Source organism: Haloplanus rubicundus (genome assembly GCF_003342675.1).
GTDB classification, from domain to species: Archaea; Halobacteriota; Halobacteria; order Halobacteriales; family Haloferacaceae; genus Haloplanus; species Haloplanus rubicundus.
The window spans coordinates 641,411-655,444 of record NZ_CP031148.1; the positions used below are offsets into that span (position 1 = coordinate 641,411).

The 14,034-nt window shown below is 69.0% G+C and carries 16 protein-coding genes and 1 tRNA gene; 3 read left to right on the top strand and 14 right to left on the bottom strand.

Going from position 1 to position 14,034, the window contains the following annotated elements; all coding sequences use genetic code 11:
* Positions 1–110: 110 nt before the first annotated feature.
* The 10 genes from DU484_RS04095 to DU484_RS04140 form a co-directional block, all read right to left on the bottom strand.
* Complete coding sequence (locus DU484_RS04095; protein WP_262342842.1) at positions 111–1,235, bottom strand: ABC transporter permease; 1,125 nt, start codon at positions 1,233–1,235, stop codon at positions 111–113.
* Positions 1,232–1,945, bottom strand: a complete 714-nt coding sequence (locus DU484_RS04100) for an ABC transporter ATP-binding protein (protein WP_114587158.1) — start codon at positions 1,943–1,945, stop codon at positions 1,232–1,234. The genes DU484_RS04095 and DU484_RS04100 overlap by 4 nt, the downstream gene beginning before the upstream one ends.
* The gene (locus DU484_RS04105) at positions 1,945–3,456 is read right to left on the bottom strand and encodes a COG1361 family protein (protein ID WP_114605175.1); all 1,512 of its coding nucleotides are present in this window, start codon (positions 3,454–3,456) and stop codon (positions 1,945–1,947) included. Before DU484_RS04105 ends, DU484_RS04100 begins: the two co-directional genes overlap by 1 nt.
* A gap of 151 nt (positions 3,457–3,607) precedes the next feature.
* Positions 3,608–4,465 carry a DUF502 domain-containing protein gene (locus DU484_RS04110; RefSeq protein ID WP_114584919.1) on the bottom strand — a complete coding sequence of 286 codons (858 nt, stop codon included), beginning with the start codon at positions 4,463–4,465 and terminating at the stop codon, positions 3,608–3,610.
* A 54-nt stretch (positions 4,466–4,519) separates the two neighbouring features.
* Positions 4,520–5,053: an NUDIX hydrolase gene (locus tag DU484_RS04115; protein ID WP_114584920.1), complete on the bottom strand. Its 534-nt coding sequence runs from the start codon at positions 5,051–5,053 to the stop codon at positions 4,520–4,522.
* Positions 5,050–5,433, bottom strand: a complete 384-nt coding sequence (locus DU484_RS04120; protein ID WP_114584921.1) for a hypothetical protein — start codon at positions 5,431–5,433, stop codon at positions 5,050–5,052. Before DU484_RS04120 ends, DU484_RS04115 begins: the two co-directional genes overlap by 4 nt.
* A gap of 40 nt (positions 5,434–5,473) precedes the next feature.
* Positions 5,474–5,887 carry a DUF5809 family protein gene (locus DU484_RS04125; RefSeq protein ID WP_114584922.1) on the bottom strand — a complete coding sequence of 138 codons (414 nt, stop codon included), beginning with the start codon at positions 5,885–5,887 and terminating at the stop codon, positions 5,474–5,476.
* Positions 5,888–5,911: 24 nt separating this feature from the next.
* Positions 5,912–6,310, bottom strand: a complete 399-nt coding sequence (locus DU484_RS04130) for a DUF5810 domain-containing protein (RefSeq protein WP_114605176.1) — start codon at positions 6,308–6,310, stop codon at positions 5,912–5,914.
* A 26-nt stretch (positions 6,311–6,336) separates the two neighbouring features.
* Positions 6,337–6,867: a ribosomal protein S18-alanine N-acetyltransferase gene (gene rimI, locus DU484_RS04135; protein ID WP_114584924.1), complete on the bottom strand. Its 531-nt coding sequence runs from the start codon at positions 6,865–6,867 to the stop codon at positions 6,337–6,339.
* A gap of 40 nt (positions 6,868–6,907) precedes the next feature.
* On the bottom strand, positions 6,908–8,083 hold the full coding sequence (locus DU484_RS04140; protein WP_114584925.1) for a sensor histidine kinase: 1,176 nt from the start codon (positions 8,081–8,083) through the stop codon (positions 6,908–6,910).
* Between the two features lie 112 nt (positions 8,084–8,195).
* Between DU484_RS04140 and DU484_RS04145 the strand changes: the two genes are divergently transcribed.
* Entirely contained in the window at positions 8,196–8,801 is a 606-nt protein-coding gene (locus tag DU484_RS04145) for a hypothetical protein (protein WP_114605177.1), read from the top strand.
* A 78-nt stretch (positions 8,802–8,879) separates the two neighbouring features.
* Here DU484_RS04145 and DU484_RS04150 read toward each other — a convergent pair whose 3' ends face one another.
* Positions 8,880–10,856, bottom strand: coding sequence for an aconitate hydratase (locus tag DU484_RS04150; RefSeq protein ID WP_114605178.1), 1,977 nt, complete (start codon positions 10,854–10,856; stop codon positions 8,880–8,882).
* A gap of 165 nt (positions 10,857–11,021) precedes the next feature.
* Between DU484_RS04150 and DU484_RS04155 the strand changes: the two genes are divergently transcribed.
* Positions 11,022–11,489, top strand: a complete 468-nt coding sequence (locus tag DU484_RS04155) for a deoxyuridine 5'-triphosphate nucleotidohydrolase (protein ID WP_114605179.1) — start codon at positions 11,022–11,024, stop codon at positions 11,487–11,489.
* A 61-nt stretch (positions 11,490–11,550) separates the two neighbouring features.
* Positions 11,551–12,132: a hypothetical protein gene (locus tag DU484_RS04160; RefSeq protein WP_114605180.1), complete on the top strand. Its 582-nt coding sequence runs from the start codon at positions 11,551–11,553 to the stop codon at positions 12,130–12,132.
* Between the two features lie 128 nt (positions 12,133–12,260).
* On the opposite strand, the gene DU484_RS04165 is transcribed toward DU484_RS04160, so the two are convergent.
* From DU484_RS04165 to DU484_RS04175, 3 genes are all read right to left on the bottom strand, one after another.
* Positions 12,261–12,371 (bottom strand) — tRNA-Lys (locus DU484_RS04165).
* Between the two features lie 37 nt (positions 12,372–12,408).
* The gene (locus tag DU484_RS04170) at positions 12,409–13,098 is read right to left on the bottom strand and encodes a DUF7119 family protein (protein WP_114584930.1); all 690 of its coding nucleotides are present in this window, start codon (positions 13,096–13,098) and stop codon (positions 12,409–12,411) included.
* A 98-nt stretch (positions 13,099–13,196) separates the two neighbouring features.
* Positions 13,197–14,012, bottom strand: coding sequence for a hypothetical protein (locus tag DU484_RS04175; RefSeq protein ID WP_114584931.1), 816 nt, complete (start codon positions 14,010–14,012; stop codon positions 13,197–13,199).
* Positions 14,013–14,034: the final 22 nt, after the last annotated feature.

Genomic DNA, 14,034 nt, shown 5'->3' on the forward strand with positions numbered 1-14,034 from the left:
ACGGTTTCCCACGCCGTCGAGCGCCGAATTCGTACTGTCGGCTGTAACCGTTTCAAGATATTCGCCATCTCGGGATGGCAAATATCTCGATCGACTTACAGCCGGCAGTATCAGCCCCGCAGCACCTCGACCGGGTTCGCCGTCGACGCCTTCCACGCGGGGTAGAGGCCGCTGACCGTGCTCGCGATCACCGCGAACCCGAAGCCGAGCGCGAGGAACTCCAGGTTGCGCGGCTGGAAGACAAGCCCCGGCTGGCCGTTGAGCTGTCCGTTGACGGTGTAGCCGATCAGTATCGAGAGGACGACGCCGACGGCGCCGCCGACGACGCCGAGGAGCGCAGCTTCCGCGACGATCATCCGCATCACCTCCCGTCGTCGGATGCCCACGGCCCGGAAGACTCCGATTTCGGCGCGGCGCTCGACCACGCTCATCAGCATGACGTTCAGGATGCTGACGCCGGCGACGACCAGCGAGATGGAGCCGACGCCGAGGAGCGCGGCGTTCAGCGTGGCGAAGAAGCCGCTGACGGTCTCCTGGATGTCGGCGGGGGTGAACGTCCCCACCACCTCCTCGCGCTGGTTCAGTTCCGCCGGTATCTCCGCGGCCAGGCGCTGGGCGTCCTCGCCGTCCGCCGCGACGACGGTCACCTGGTCGTAGCCGTCCCCGTCGACGTCGTCGAGGGGGACGACGACCGAGACGCCCTGCCCGAAGCCGCCGGGTTCGTCGAGGATGGCGATGATGCGATACGAGCGGCCGCCGATGGAGACGGTCTGCCCGAGTTCCACCCCGAGCTCGGCGGCGAGTTCGGCGTTGAGCAAGGCGCCGCTCCGCATCGGCGACGGGATGGTGCCCTCCGCGGCGTCGTAGAGCGCCGCGGGCCGGGACATCGCCTGCACGTTCACCTGCCGGCGTTCGGACCGGGAGGCCACCGTCAGCGTCTCCGTGCGCCGCGGGACGACCACGGCACCGGTCGCCACCCGCTCTATCGAGTCGACCTGCGCGTCGGTGACGACGCCCGCCTCGTTCTCCTCGCCGGGAAACACCGTCACCGTGTTCGACAGCCCGCCGAGTTCCTGGGTGGCGCCGTACTGGAGCGCCGTTCCCGTGATGCCGATGGCCGCGATAGCGACGACGCCGATGACGATGCCGAGGGTCGCCAGCCCGGTTCGGAGCCGGTTGCGCTGGAGGTTGAGCCACGCCATCCGAAGCGCCGGCGCGTCGAGCGGTCCCCTCACTGGATCACCCCGTCGACGAGTTCGACCGTCCGGTCGGTGAACTCGGTCACCAGTTCGTCGTGGGTGACCGCCACCACGCCCACCTCCGCCTCCGTGCTGATGCGCTCGAACTCCTCCAAAATGTTGCGTCCAGTGTCCCGGTCCAGGTTCCCGGTCGGTTCGTCCGCGAGCAGGAGCCGCGGCTCGTTCACCAGCGCGCGGGCGATGGCGACGCGCTGACGCTGGCCGCCCGAGAGCTGGTCCGGCCGGTGGTCGAGTCGGTCGTCGAGGCCCATCCGTTCCAGCAGCGCCCGCGCCCGTGGCGTCTGATCCCCCTGCACGAACATCGTGGGCACGAGGACGTTCTCGACGGCGGTCAGCATGGGGACGAGGTGGAACGACTGGAAGACGAAGCCGATGGTCCGACGGCGGGCCATCGTCCGCGCCTCGTCGTCGTAGTCGGTCACGTCGTCGCCGTCGAGACGCACCGTCCCCGAGGTGGGCACGTCGAGGAGACCCAGCACGTTCAACAGCGTGCTCTTGCCGGAGCCGCTGGGGCCGATGACGGCGACCATCTCGCCGGGTTCGACCGCGAAGTCGACGTCGGCGAGGGCGGCGATGGTCTCGCCGCCGCTCCGGTACTCCTTGGTCACGTCGTCGAGTTCGGCGACGGGGTGACGGGTGGTCGCCGGGTCGGCGTCGGCCGCGGCGCCGGAATCGCGTCCCGTCATCATTCGTCGGTACCGCGGCGTTGCCACCAGTAGAACGCGCCGCCGCCCACGGCAACGACGAGGGCGAGGCGGAGGAGGAGGCCGACCACGTCGATGCGGCCGAGACCGAGGAAGCCGCCCCCACCGGGGGGACCGTCCGGCTCCGGGCCGCCCTGCGACGCCCCGACGGCACCGTCGGTTATCGTCACGTCGACGACCCGGGTGTACCCCTCGCCGTCGGCGATGTAGCTGATCCGGATGGGCACCGTGTCGGTCCGGTTGCCCGCCAGTCGCGCCGTCAACTCGAACGACGTGAACTCGCCCGCCGGCACGTTGCCGACGAAGTAGTTTTTCGCCGGCGACACCGGCGTCACGCGCTCGGTGCCGACGACGCTCACGACGGCACCGGTCACGGCCGTCTCGCCGGTGTTCGAGGCGCTGCCGGCGAGTCTGATCGCCCCGCCGGCCGGAATCACTTCGATCCCCGTCAGCGAGATGTTGCCGTCGGTCGTCGGCGCGAAGTCGACGGTCGTCGTCGTCTCGTAGCGCTCGCCGGCGGCCTCGTAGCTCGCGATCAGGGTCACGTCGCCGGCCGGCAGACTCGACTCGCCGATGGACAGTTCGCGGGTCGACTCCGTCCCCACGTCCGCGACGAGTTTTCGCGCGACCGTCTCGCCGTCCGCGTCGGCGCGGAGGCGCACCCCTTCCAGGGGGACGTTCCCGAAGTTGGTGAGTTCGGCGTCGATGCGGGCGGTGCCGTTTTCCCGGACCACCTCCGCGTCGAGTTCGGCGTCCACGTCGGGCGGGTCGACGTCGAACGTGCGCGATTCGACGACCGTCCGCCGGTCGCCGTCGGCGTCGCGGTACGACAGCGACGCGGTGAGCGGCTGGGCGCCGGGACCGTCGAAGGTCACGTCGAACTCGACGCGGCGCTCGCGGCCGCTTCCCAGCGACGCGTTCACGCGGCTGGCGTCGTCGACGGTGGCGTTCGGTCCCGACAGCGTGAGTCGGAGGTTGGAGACGTTGGATGGGGCGCCGTTGGCGACGGTGACGTTCACCTGCCCCTCGGTCGAGGGGTCGTTCGGCGTCTCCAGGGAGAGCTGGACGTCGCTGTCGCGTTCGTTGACCGACACTGACACGGGATACTGGACGTTGAAGATGCCGCCGCCGATGCCCTGCCCGTAGACGTGGAGGGTGAGATCCTTCCGCCCCGGCGTCTCGAAGTCCGTGGTGAGCGGGAGTTCGACCGTGCCGCCGGAACCGAGCGTCCCGAGATCCCTGGCGGTCGCGAGGGTTCGACTCCCGGCGCGGAGCGACACCTGGTTGATCCGTGCCGCGTCGCTGCTGCTCTCGAAGTTCCGTATCGTCGCGGTGACGGTCACGTCCTCGCCGACGCGGGGCGTCGACGGGTCGACGGCGACCGACTGGACGACGACCTGACTCTCCGCCGACGCGACGCCGGCGCCGAGCGGCACCGCACTCGTCGCCAGGACGACGGCGACGGCGAGGACGACGAGCGCCCGATCAGACATGCCGAGACCACCGCGGACGGACGGGGTGCCGGACGACGGGGACGGTTCTGTTGCTGCGAGGCGCGAACGCGGGATCCATTACCGATCCATCGACTCCAGCCGAACTTACGTTATCGGATTGGAACAATCTCGATTTTGGTCACGCGAACGGTCACTCGTCGTCCGTCGCCGACTCCCCGTCCCCGTCGTCGGTTCGGATCGACTCCCGCCAGTCGAGGTCGGTGACGCGCTTGAGGTCGTCCATCGTGAGTTGTGTCGACTCTTCGACCCCTCGTCCGGTGGCGACGCCGCTCGTGAGGATGCTCCGGACCCCCTCCTCGACGGTCATGTCGATGTCGTAGACGTCCTTCTCGGGGACGTAGGTGAGGAGGCCACCGGTGACCGGGTTCGGCGCCAGCGGGAGAAACATCGACACCATGTCGTCGTGGCCGGTCGACGTTTCGATGGTCTCCGGCGACTCGCTCGTCACGAATCCCAGGACGTAGACGTCCTCCTCGAAACACTGGACGAGTTTGATGTCCTGAAAGTTCTCGCCGCCCTCGTCGAGCATCACGTCGCCCATCCGTCGGAAGCTCTTGTACACCGTCCCGACGCCCGGAATCGACGTGATGGCGAAATCGAAGACGTCGATGAGGCGCTCGCCGTAGCGGTTGCGCCCGACCGTCCCGATGGTCGTGACGAGCAAGAAGAGGACGATCAGCGCGACGAATTCGGTGAAGAAGTCGACGACGTACGGGTAGACTCCCACCTCGATCAGGAGGCTGACGAAGCGGACGCGCTCGAACTGTTCGATGATCCCGAACCACCGCAACAGGGCGATGAAGGGGTCGAGCGCGCCGGAGATGAAATCGAGGACGACGGTGAGAATGTACAGCGTCACGATCACCGGAATCGTGATGGCGATGCCCGTCAGCAACGTCTGTTGGGTGCGGTCGTAGATCGACCCACCCGTCTCGCGGGCGGTGGAGGCCAGCCGGCGTGATCGGTCGCGGGGGTCCGGGCCGGACATACCCTCCCTTGAGCGCCGGGGTCACAAAAATTGTCAGTCGAGCGTCGTTCTTGCCTACAACAGGCCTTCCTCGCGTGCGAGCAACACGCCCTCGATGGTGGCGTCGTTGGTCGGCGGGGCGCGGGCCACGTCGAGGGCGTCGGCGACGGGGACGGTTCGAACGGTGAGAAACTCGTTGCCGTCGAGGTCGCGGGCGGCGGGGGTCAGGCCCTCGGCGAAGACGATGCCGCGGCGGTGCCGCAGGACGCCGGTGCAGGTCCAGAAGTCGTCGAGCAGCGCCGTCGAGTCCGGAGCGAAGCCCGTCTCCTCCTGCAGTTCTCGCGCCGCGGCCGTCGTGAACGATTCGCCGTCCTCGACGATGCCCGCCGGGAGTTCGAGTTGCGTCTCCCTGATGGTCGGCCGGAACTGCTCGACGAAGAGGAGTCGGTCGTCGACGACGGCGACCACCACCGCCGCCGGCGGGAGCTCCGCCCAGTAGTAGCGCTTCGTCGACCCGTCGGGCTGTTCGACCAGATCGTACCCCCCGGTGTACCAGCCGGTTTCGTACTCCGTCACCGACTCGATTACCGGCCAGTCGTGATCGGTCATCCGCGACTCACCGCCACCAGATACCGGTCGTCGCCGTCCTCGACGAGGACGCCCCCGTCGCGTCGGGCGTCGGGATTCCGGGCCACCAGTCCGTCCCGCTCGTCGAACGGCGAGTGGGCGAACGACTCCTTCAGGCCGAACGGGCCGCGGCGATAGGGGTCGGAGCGCCCCGACGCCGACTCGATGGCGCTCGTGAGGTAGGGGTAGCGACGCTCCGAGAGGCCGGTGACGTTCACCGCCTCCCCGTCGGCGTCGGTGGGCGTCGCCGTCAGGTAGTACGGCTCGCCGGCGCCCAGGAAGGAGGGGAGGGCGCCGAGGGCGAGGAGGGCGAGACAGACGAGGGCGAAGCCGATGATCGCACGGCGGGTGATCGGTCGCACGGCGGCCGTTGGCGCGCGGCGGGCAAACGCCTTTCGGCGCCTACAGCGCGTCGCGGTAGAGCCGCCCGAACGCCGACCGCCGACACGTCGCGGCCGCCGCGTCGCGTTCGTTCTGGTAGGTGGCTGCCACCGCCGCATCCGCGAAGGGCGCGACGTGCCAGACGACGTTGTCCACGTCCTCGCTGCCGAGCAGCGTCACCTCGACCGCGGCGTCGGCACGCCAGTCCGCGAACGACTCGAAGTCCCCGACGTGGACGACCAGCAACGAGGCAAAGAGCGCGTCCCGCGCCGTCTCCACCACGTCGCTCGTCACACGCTCCCGGTACTCCTCGCTGTCGAAGTCCATCGCCGTCGCCGTCTCGCGGACGACCGTCTGTGCCGCCGGGCCGACCGACTCGTAGGCCTCGCGGGCGTCTTCGAGCGTCTCGGGGGCGAACACACCTTCGGTCTCCATACGTCCCCGTCCGCCGGCGACGGCTTACGACTTGTTATCGTCGTCCGCGGCGTCGCCGTCCTCGTCGTCCAGCATCGCCCGCGTCAGCTCGCGGGCCTCCGCGAGGACGCGCTGGGTGTCGGCGTCGGCGTCGGCGTCGCCGGCGTCGAACGCGGCGCCGGTCGGGGGGTGCCCGTGGTCGTGGTCGTGCCCGTCGCCCTCGGGCACCGTATCCTCGAACACCTCGTCGTACTCGACCGTCTCGGCGTACTCGACGACGACCGGCGCGAGTTCGGCGACGCCCTCCGACTCCCACCCCGGGGCGTGTTCGTCCAGCCACGCCTCGTGGGCGTCGCCGTGGAGCATGGCGGTAAAGGCGAGGTGGTTCGCGAGATGCTCGGCGTCGCGCTGGGGCGTCGCACAGACCGGGCAGGCGTGTCCCATGCCCGGAAAACGGGGCCTGAGGGGCATTAGGGTTCGGCTTCCCCGGCGTCCGACCCCCGCCACGCCGCCACGTCGAGCACCATCACGAGGGCGTCCTCGCCGTCCCGGTAGTATCGCGAGACGCGTCTGGCGACGTCGAAGCCGACGTCGCGATACAGCGTCCGGGCGGGGTCGTTGCTCTCGCGCACCTCCAGTTTCACCACCTCGGCGCCGTCGACGGCGAGGGCGGCGAGCGACTGGACGAGCAGCGAGCGACCGATGCCGCACCGGCGGGCCGCGTCGGCGACGGCGAGGTCCTTCACGTGCCCGATGTCGCGGCCGAAGTTGGGCGTCACGTCGCCGACGACGTAGCCGACCACGGTGTCGGTGCGTGGTCGATGTCCCACCTCGCGGTCTTTTACGGCCACCAGGAAGCCGGACTCGCCGAGAAAGCGCTCGAAGGCGGTGTAGGGCCACGGCTGATCGAAGGCAGCGCGTTCGATGGCCACGACCGACTCCAGGTCCGACCGCTCGGCGTCGCGGATGGTCACGTCGGCGGATTCGGGGGGAGTGGCCACACGCTCGGGTACGGACGACGGGAGCAAAAGCCCTCGGGCATCACGTCGCCGCGGTCTTCCGACCCTCTGCAGTCTCCGGATTCGGGCAGTCGGGCGCCTCCGCCGCGTCGAGTCGCATCGAGAACGCCGTGCCGTCGGGTCCGGTCTCGTCGAGTTCGAGACGGCCACCGTACAGTTCGACGAGGTGCTGACTCAAAAAGAGGCCGTAGCCGTGGTCACCGGCTTCCGGCGGGTCGAACAGCGTCTCGCGCGCGTCGTCGGGGATGCCCGGGCCGTCGTCGCGGACGCTGACTGTGACGCTGTCGCCCTGGGAGCGGACGGTGATCCGGACGCTCGGATCGGCGCAGTGCTCGACGGCGTTCTCGACGAGGTTGACGAACACCCGGTCGAGCAGGTCGCCGGCCGCGGCGTACACCGGACCGGGCGCGTCGACGACGACGTCCGTGCCGTCGCCGGTCGTCCGCACCCGATCGGCCGTCGTCTCGGCGACGGCGGTTACGTCGGTTGGGCGGATGTGGAGGTTCTCGGTGTCGTCGGTCATGATCGACCGGATCGACGCGATGAACGTGCCAACCTCGGCGCTCGACTGTTCGATTACCTCGACCCACTCGCGGGCGTCGTCGTCGTCCAGACGGGCCGCCACCAGATCCGCGTAACCGTTGATCTTGTTCACCTCGTTCAACACCTCGTGGCGCAGATACTGGTTCAGATACTCGAGTCGCCGCTGTTCGCGCCGACGGCGACGAGCCTCGACCCGGGCGCGCTCCTGGGCCCGCCCGTAGTGAACCGACCGCGCCTCGACGATGCCAGTCACCGCGCCCATCGACGCCCCGAATCCCGCCGACATCAACAGCATGAGCAGATGTTCGCCGCGGTCGTACTGCGGGTCGAGGACGAACAGCGCCGTCGTCACCGCCACCAGAAACAACACCGAGACGCCGACGGTCCACACTACGACCCGGTAGTGAAGCGATCGATCCACGTCCGACTCGGACATCCAGACGGTCGCGGCGAACGTGACCATCAGCGGTATCCCGAGCAGGATCACCTCGAGGTAGCCGTCGAGCTCCGCGTCCGCGATCTCCCGGGCGTCGTTGTACAGGTAGAAGAAGACGATGTAGGCGCTCGTGAACGCCGTCCACAGCACCCACATGCCGACGCGTCCGGGATCGCGCCGGAGCCACTTGGCGGCGATGCTCATCGTGACGAGACCCATACGACACACGACAATGAACACTCGTATGAGTGCTATATAGTGCTCTTGTGGTGGTCTCTCGGCTGATAATCGGCACCGGAGTATTTTACGTTAGTTCGACAAGAATCGATCGATGCTCGGGGACTCGCCGACCGAGGCGGATGGAATCGATGCCCCCAGTCGGGGGGGAAACCCGCTCCGAATGATCGGTATCGGCGTCCTGAGTTGCCTGTTGTTTGCCGCCGGACTGCTGGTCACGGAGGCGCCGGGAGAGATCGCCACGGACGTGGATCTGAAGCCGTTCTTCTTGGTCTATCTCCTCGTCGCAGTCTGTCGGTTCGGATTCCCCACGCTCTCGGCCGGGCTCGGTGCGGCGGTCGGCGAGGGCATCCTCGACGTCTTCGAGGGGTACGAACTGGACGATCCGATCGGATTCATCGGCTACGTTGTCGGCTTCACCGTGTTCGGCTGGTACCTCCACCGGGTCGCCGGGGACCCGTCCGACAGGCGCGCACAGGTGGTGGCCGCCGTCCTCGGCGCGTTCGCCCAAGCCTTCGCCGAGGGGCTAGCGTTCCTGGCGATCGACGCCGACGCCGGCGTGGTGGCGGCCGCCGTCAGCGTCGGCGGCAACACGGTCACACACGGCGTCGTGCTCGGGGCGGTTCCGCTCGTCCTGCTCTACCCGACGGTCGCGGGCTACGTCGGGACGGAAGCGAACGATCGGACGACCGCGGACTGAGGGTGGCACCCTCCGGATGCAGTCCATCGCTCGCCATTCGGAGCCGCGAATCCGCCGGGTGCGGTGGAGCCGATGGATTCAGTCGTCGGCGGGCGTCGCGCCGTCGGCGTCCTCTTGGTACTGCTGTTTCGTGAGGGTGAGCTTGCCGCCGGCCGCGAGGATTTCGCGCTCGCGCTCGGAGGCGTCGAACTGCGCGGTCGCCTCCCAGTCGTCGTTGACGCGGATGGTGAACTCCTCCGCGCCGGACTCCACCGCGGCAGCCACGTCGTCGACGACTTCGACGTGGTCGCCCTGGTCGATGCGGTCGTACGTCTCCGCGTCGATGGTCAGCGGCAGGAGGCCGAAGTTGAACAGGTTCGCCTTGTGGATGCGGGCGAACGACTGCGCGAGAACGGCCTCGACGCCGAGATACATCGGACACATCGCCGCGTGCTCGCGGGAGGAGCCCTGGCCGTAGTTCTCGCCGGCGACGAGGACGCCGTGATCCGACGCCTTCGCGCGCTCCGCGAACGTCTCGTCGACGCGGGAGAGCGTGAACTCGGACAGCCGCTCGATGTTCGAACGGAACTTGAGGATGTCCGAGGTGGCGGGGATGATGTGGTCGGTAGTGATGTTGTCCTCCATCTTGAGGAGGGTCTCACCGCCGATGTCGGCCCCGAGCGGGTCCTTCAGCGGCACGTCGCCGATGTTCGGCCCCTTGATCAGGTCGTCGTCGACGGCCTCGTCGGGCTCGATGATGTCGGCTTTCGAGCCGTCGTACTTCTCGGGGAGTTCGACGCCCGGCGACTCCAGGTCGCCGAGTTCCTCGGCCAGGTCGCGCGGGTCGACGATTTCGCCTTTGAGCGCGGCCGCGGCGGCCACCTGCGGCGAGCAGAGGAACACCGAGTCGTTCTCGATGCCGGACCGCCCCTCGAAGTTGCGGTTGAAGGTCCGCATGGAGACGGAGTCGGAGGCTGGGACGTGGCCGATGCCGATGCAGGGGCCACACGTCGATTCGGAGACGTTGACGCCGGCCGCCATCATCTCCGCGGTCCAGCCCTGACGGGCGAGGAGTTCGCCGGCCTGCTTCGAGCCGGGGGCGACGATCATCTCGAGGTCCTTCTGGATCTCGCGGCCCTCGAGCATCTTCGCGGCGGGCAGGATGTCCGCGTAGCCGCCGTTGGTACAGGAGCCGACGATGACCTGTTCGACGTCGGTGCCGGCGACCTCGCGGACGGGCACGACGTTGTCCGGCATCGACGGCGTGGAGACGAGCGGCTCCAGCTCCGAGAGGTCGACGACGATTTCGTCGGCGTACTCCGCGTCTTCGTCGGGTGAGAGTTCGACGTACTCGTCGCCACGACCCTGCCGGTCGAGGTAGTTTTTGGTGCGCTCGTCGGTCGGGAAGATGGAGGTGGTCGCACCGAGTTCCGTCCCCATGTTCGTGACGGTGGTCCGTTCGGGCACCGAGAGGCTCTCGACGCCGGGGCCGGAGTACTCGAACACCTTGCCGACGCCGCCCTTGACCGAGAGGCGCCGCAGCATCTCGAGGATGAGGTCCTTCGCGGTCGCCCAGTCGGGGAGTTCGCCCTCCAGTCGGACGTTCACGACTTCGGGCATCTCGACGAAGTAGGGGCCGCCGCCCATGGCGACGGCCACGTCGAGGCCGCCCGCGCCGATGGCGAGTTCGCCCAGGCCGCCGGGCGTCGGCGTGTGGGAGTCGGAGCCGAGCATCGTCTTCCCGGGCGCCGCGAAGTTCTCCTTGTGGACGTTGTGGCAGATGCCGTTGCCCGGGCGGGAGAAGTACGCGCCGTACGTGCCCGCGGCGGAGCGGAGGAAGCGGTGGTCGTCGGTGTTCTTGAAGTCGAACTGGTACGTCTGGTGGTCACAGTACTGCGCGGCGAGTTCCGTCTGCACTTCGTCGAGTTCGAGCGCCTCGAACTGCAGCCAGACCATCGTGCCGGTCGTGTCCTGTGTCAGCACCTGATCGATCTCGATCCCGATCTCCTCGCCGGGTTCCAGATCTCCCTCGACGAGGTGGTCGTCGAGAATTTTTTCCGTGAGCGTCTGTCCCATAACGTCCGGCCATCGACCGCCGATGGATATAAAACCCGCGTTGACGCTCTCTAACACTCTCCACGGGCGGCTCTATCACGAATTTTCGCCGCGTTTGCGCCCGCTCGGCGGATCGTCTATCGACCCGACCGCCACGGTTTTGTCCTCACTCGGCGACCCCCCGGTATGTTCCGTGCCGGTTCGTTCGTCGCCGACCACGTCACGCCCGTCGCGCCCGAACAGGTCCAGCCGAACGGCGTCGACCTGACCGTAGAGGCGGTCCTCGAACCGACCGAGCGCGGCCGGATCGGCCGCGACGGCAAACACGTCGCGGCCCGCGAGCCGATCGACCCCGACGCCGACGCGTACGTCCTCTCCCCCGGCGGCTACGTCGCCCGCTACGGCGAGACGATCCGGATTCCCGAGGGCCACGTCGGCTTCGTCTACCCGCGCTCGTCGCTCATGCGCAACGCCTGCATGCTCCATACGGCCGTCTGGGACGCCGGCTACGAGGGCCGCGGCGAGGGACTGCTGGCCGTCCACCGGCCCGTGGAAATCGAACCCGACGCTCGGATCGCGCAGTTGGTCTTCGCCGAGGCGAACCACGACGGCACCTACGACGGGAGCTATCAGGGCGAGCGATTGGACGGTTAATCGTCGATTAGGGCCACACACGAACCGATTACTGACGACCACGGAGGGGCATTCGTCGACCGTGCCCCCTCGAAACTGGCGACGGCAACCGCCCCGGACGACGCTCGAACGGCTCGTGACGCGGCCGCCGCCACGGGTTCGGGACCGTACGTTCGACGGCGACGGACCCACGACCGCACCGGCGGACGGCCTCGGCCCCCCGTCGCCACGGTCGGACACCGTCGACGTGGCCTGCTGGACGCCCGTCGGCGACGGCCCGGTCGCGCCGTCCGACCTGCGGACGACGCTCCTCGCGGACCCGTCGCTCCCCGGCGCGGCCGACACGCCGGTCGCGCACACGCTCGTCCTCGAAGTCGACGTGCCGACGCGCTCCGTCGTCGTCGACTACCGGGACCTCGATACGGCGGTGCTGCCGGAGCGTGGCGTCCGGGTCCGGACCGACGACGCCGATACCGTCGCCGTCGCCGAGGCGCACGTCACCGACGACGGCCGGTTCCACGTGACGCTCGCCGAGCCCCGGACCAACGGTGCGCTGTTCGTCGAGTACGCCGTGGCCCGGAACCCGTCCGGCGGGAACCACGCCGTCGACGTGGTGGTGGACGGGGTGCGTGAGACGGAGGCGCGGCTGGTGGTGATGGGGTAGTGGCGGTGCACGAAACGGGCCGGGAGGGAGTTGACCCCGATTGCGAGACTCACTACGTTCGTCTCGCGTGGTTCAACTCCTTCCTGCCGGTTCACTCGACGGTTCGCTCCGCTCACCGTCTCGTTGCACGGGCCGGGAGGGAGTTGAACCCCCGACCGTCTGGTCACTTCCGCACCCGCCCGTTCGACCGGGCGACCACGTTAAAAGCCAGACGCTCTGCCTGACTGAGCTACCGGCCCTCACCGAGTCGTATCCGACGCTACGGTATAAACGTTTTCAGCTACCGCCGTCCGCTGAAAGCTCCAGAAACTCGTCCAGCGCCTCCGCCACCAGCCCGTCCGGGTCGCGGTTCTCGACCGACGCCCGGCGCCGGAGTTCGATGTACTGATCCGGCGGCAGGATCACGCCCATGCGACCGAAGGTGAGGTCGCGGTCCGAGAGAGCGTCCTCGACGGACGCGCCGTTGCCCACCTCGCTGGCGAGGCGGCGAATCTCGCGGACGGTGAGGTCGTGTTCGAGCGTCGCCCACGCCAGCGCGTAGCGGTCGTCGCCCGAGACGCGCGCGAGGTGTTTGGCGGCGGTGGGGGCGATGGTGCCGCGGGCGACGTGCCGGCGGATCGCCTGCGGCAGGTCGTGGACCCGCGCCCACTTGCGAATGAAGGCGACCGACACGTCGCCGCCGGCACGCTCCGCGGCCGCCTTGTAGGAGCCGACGCCCCGCACCAGTGCCGCACACGCTGCCGCCCCCCGGAGCATGTAGACGTGGTCCTCCGAGCCGACGGTGTTCTCCGCGAACGAACGCACCGTGTCGGCGGCGAGCTGGACGCTCTCGGGGTCGTCGGGGTCGAAGCCGACGGCGTCGGTCGCCCGCTCGCCCGTCACCGCGGGGTCGGCGCGGACGACGGGCTGGCCGACCGGCGACTCGCGGTCGGCTGGGCGCTCCGGTGCGTCCGGGTCGTCGCTCATCGCCCCATCGTTGGTGCAGGGGATTCAAAAGCTACCGGTGGGCGTGTACGGTTCCCACCGAACTGGTCGTCCCGCCGGCGGTCCGTCGTCCGTCTCGGTCACTTCCGGCCGACGGACACGGTGATCCGCTCGCCGACGGCGAAGTCGTGGCCCGGGCAGACGAGCTTCGCGCCGAAGGCGGCGTCGCGGGCGATAAAGAGCGACACCCCCCTGATCGGTTCCCCGTTCGCCGAAAGCGTCACGTCGTCCCACGTCACGTCGCGCCCGTCGGCGGCGCCGACGCGTGCCCCCACGAGCGAGACGGGACCGTCGGCGCCCGGCAGGACGCCGCCGCCGTCGTAGTGGGGACAGCCGCCGTCGAGGACGACCCCCGGACCGGCGGCCAGCCCCGCCCACGTCCCCGGGTCCGGATGCTTCGGTTCGTCGAGGACGACGGACGTCTCGCCGACGTCGCGGACGACGCCCGTTCCGTCCCAGCCGAGGGGGTGTACGTCCACGTCCACCTCGACGGGGAGCGATCCCGCGGCGCGATAGGGGTTCGCGTCCGGGTCGCGGAAGCCGAGGTGGACGTGGTTGTCGACCCACTGGCCGAAGAAGCCGGAGCGAACCATCTCGCCGAGCGAGTCGCCGACTGCGACCCGATCACCGGGCGACACCGCGGGGTCGACGTGGAGGACGCGGGCGACGTACGCGCCGGTGTCGATCAGGATCAGGTGATCTTCGGTGACGGCGTACGGTCGGTCGGGAACCCGAACCGTCTGGGTGTCGACTACCTCGCCCGCGACGGGCGAGCGCCCGCGGTCGTCCTCGGGATACAGGTCGATGGCACAGCCGTGGTCGTGGGCGGCGTACGGCGAGTTGTAGAGCGAAAAGCGCCGGTAGTTCGCGAGCGTCGACGCCGGAACCGTGACCATAGCGGGGGTTGGGGCGGGGCGG

What these genes read in the sequence shown, in the direction of transcription:
- DU484_RS04115 (WP_114584920.1), bottom strand. Translation starts at nt 5,053, where the DNA reads ATGACCGATCACGACTGGCCGGTAATCGAGTCGGTGACGGAGTACGAA.
- DU484_RS04175 (WP_114584931.1), bottom strand. Translation starts at nt 14,012, where the DNA reads ATGGTCACGGTTCCGGCGTCGACGCTCGCGAACTACCGGCGCTTTTCG.
- DU484_RS04155 (WP_114605179.1), top strand. Translation starts at nt 11,022, where the DNA reads ATGTTCCGTGCCGGTTCGTTCGTCGCCGACCACGTCACGCCCGTCGCG.
- DU484_RS04130 (WP_114605176.1), bottom strand. Translation starts at nt 6,310, where the DNA reads ATGGGACACGCCTGCCCGGTCTGTGCGACGCCCCAGCGCGACGCCGAG.
- DU484_RS04150 (WP_114605178.1), bottom strand. Translation starts at nt 10,856, where the DNA reads ATGGGACAGACGCTCACGGAAAAAATTCTCGACGACCACCTCGTCGAG.
- DU484_RS04145 (WP_114605177.1), top strand. Translation starts at nt 8,196, where the DNA reads ATGCTCGGGGACTCGCCGACCGAGGCGGATGGAATCGATGCCCCCAGT.
- DU484_RS04105 (WP_114605175.1), bottom strand. Translation starts at nt 3,456, where the DNA reads ATGTCTGATCGGGCGCTCGTCGTCCTCGCCGTCGCCGTCGTCCTGGCG.
- DU484_RS04125 (WP_114584922.1), bottom strand. Translation starts at nt 5,887, where the DNA reads ATGGAGACCGAAGGTGTGTTCGCCCCCGAGACGCTCGAAGACGCCCGC.
- DU484_RS04140 (WP_114584925.1), bottom strand. Translation starts at nt 8,083, where the DNA reads ATGGGTCTCGTCACGATGAGCATCGCCGCCAAGTGGCTCCGGCGCGAT.
- DU484_RS04110 (WP_114584919.1), bottom strand. Translation starts at nt 4,465, where the DNA reads ATGTCCGGCCCGGACCCCCGCGACCGATCACGCCGGCTGGCCTCCACC.
- DU484_RS04100 (WP_114587158.1), bottom strand. Translation starts at nt 1,945, where the DNA reads ATGACGGGACGCGATTCCGGCGCCGCGGCCGACGCCGACCCGGCGACC.
- DU484_RS04170 (WP_114584930.1), bottom strand. Translation starts at nt 13,098, where the DNA reads ATGAGCGACGACCCGGACGCACCGGAGCGCCCAGCCGACCGCGAGTCG.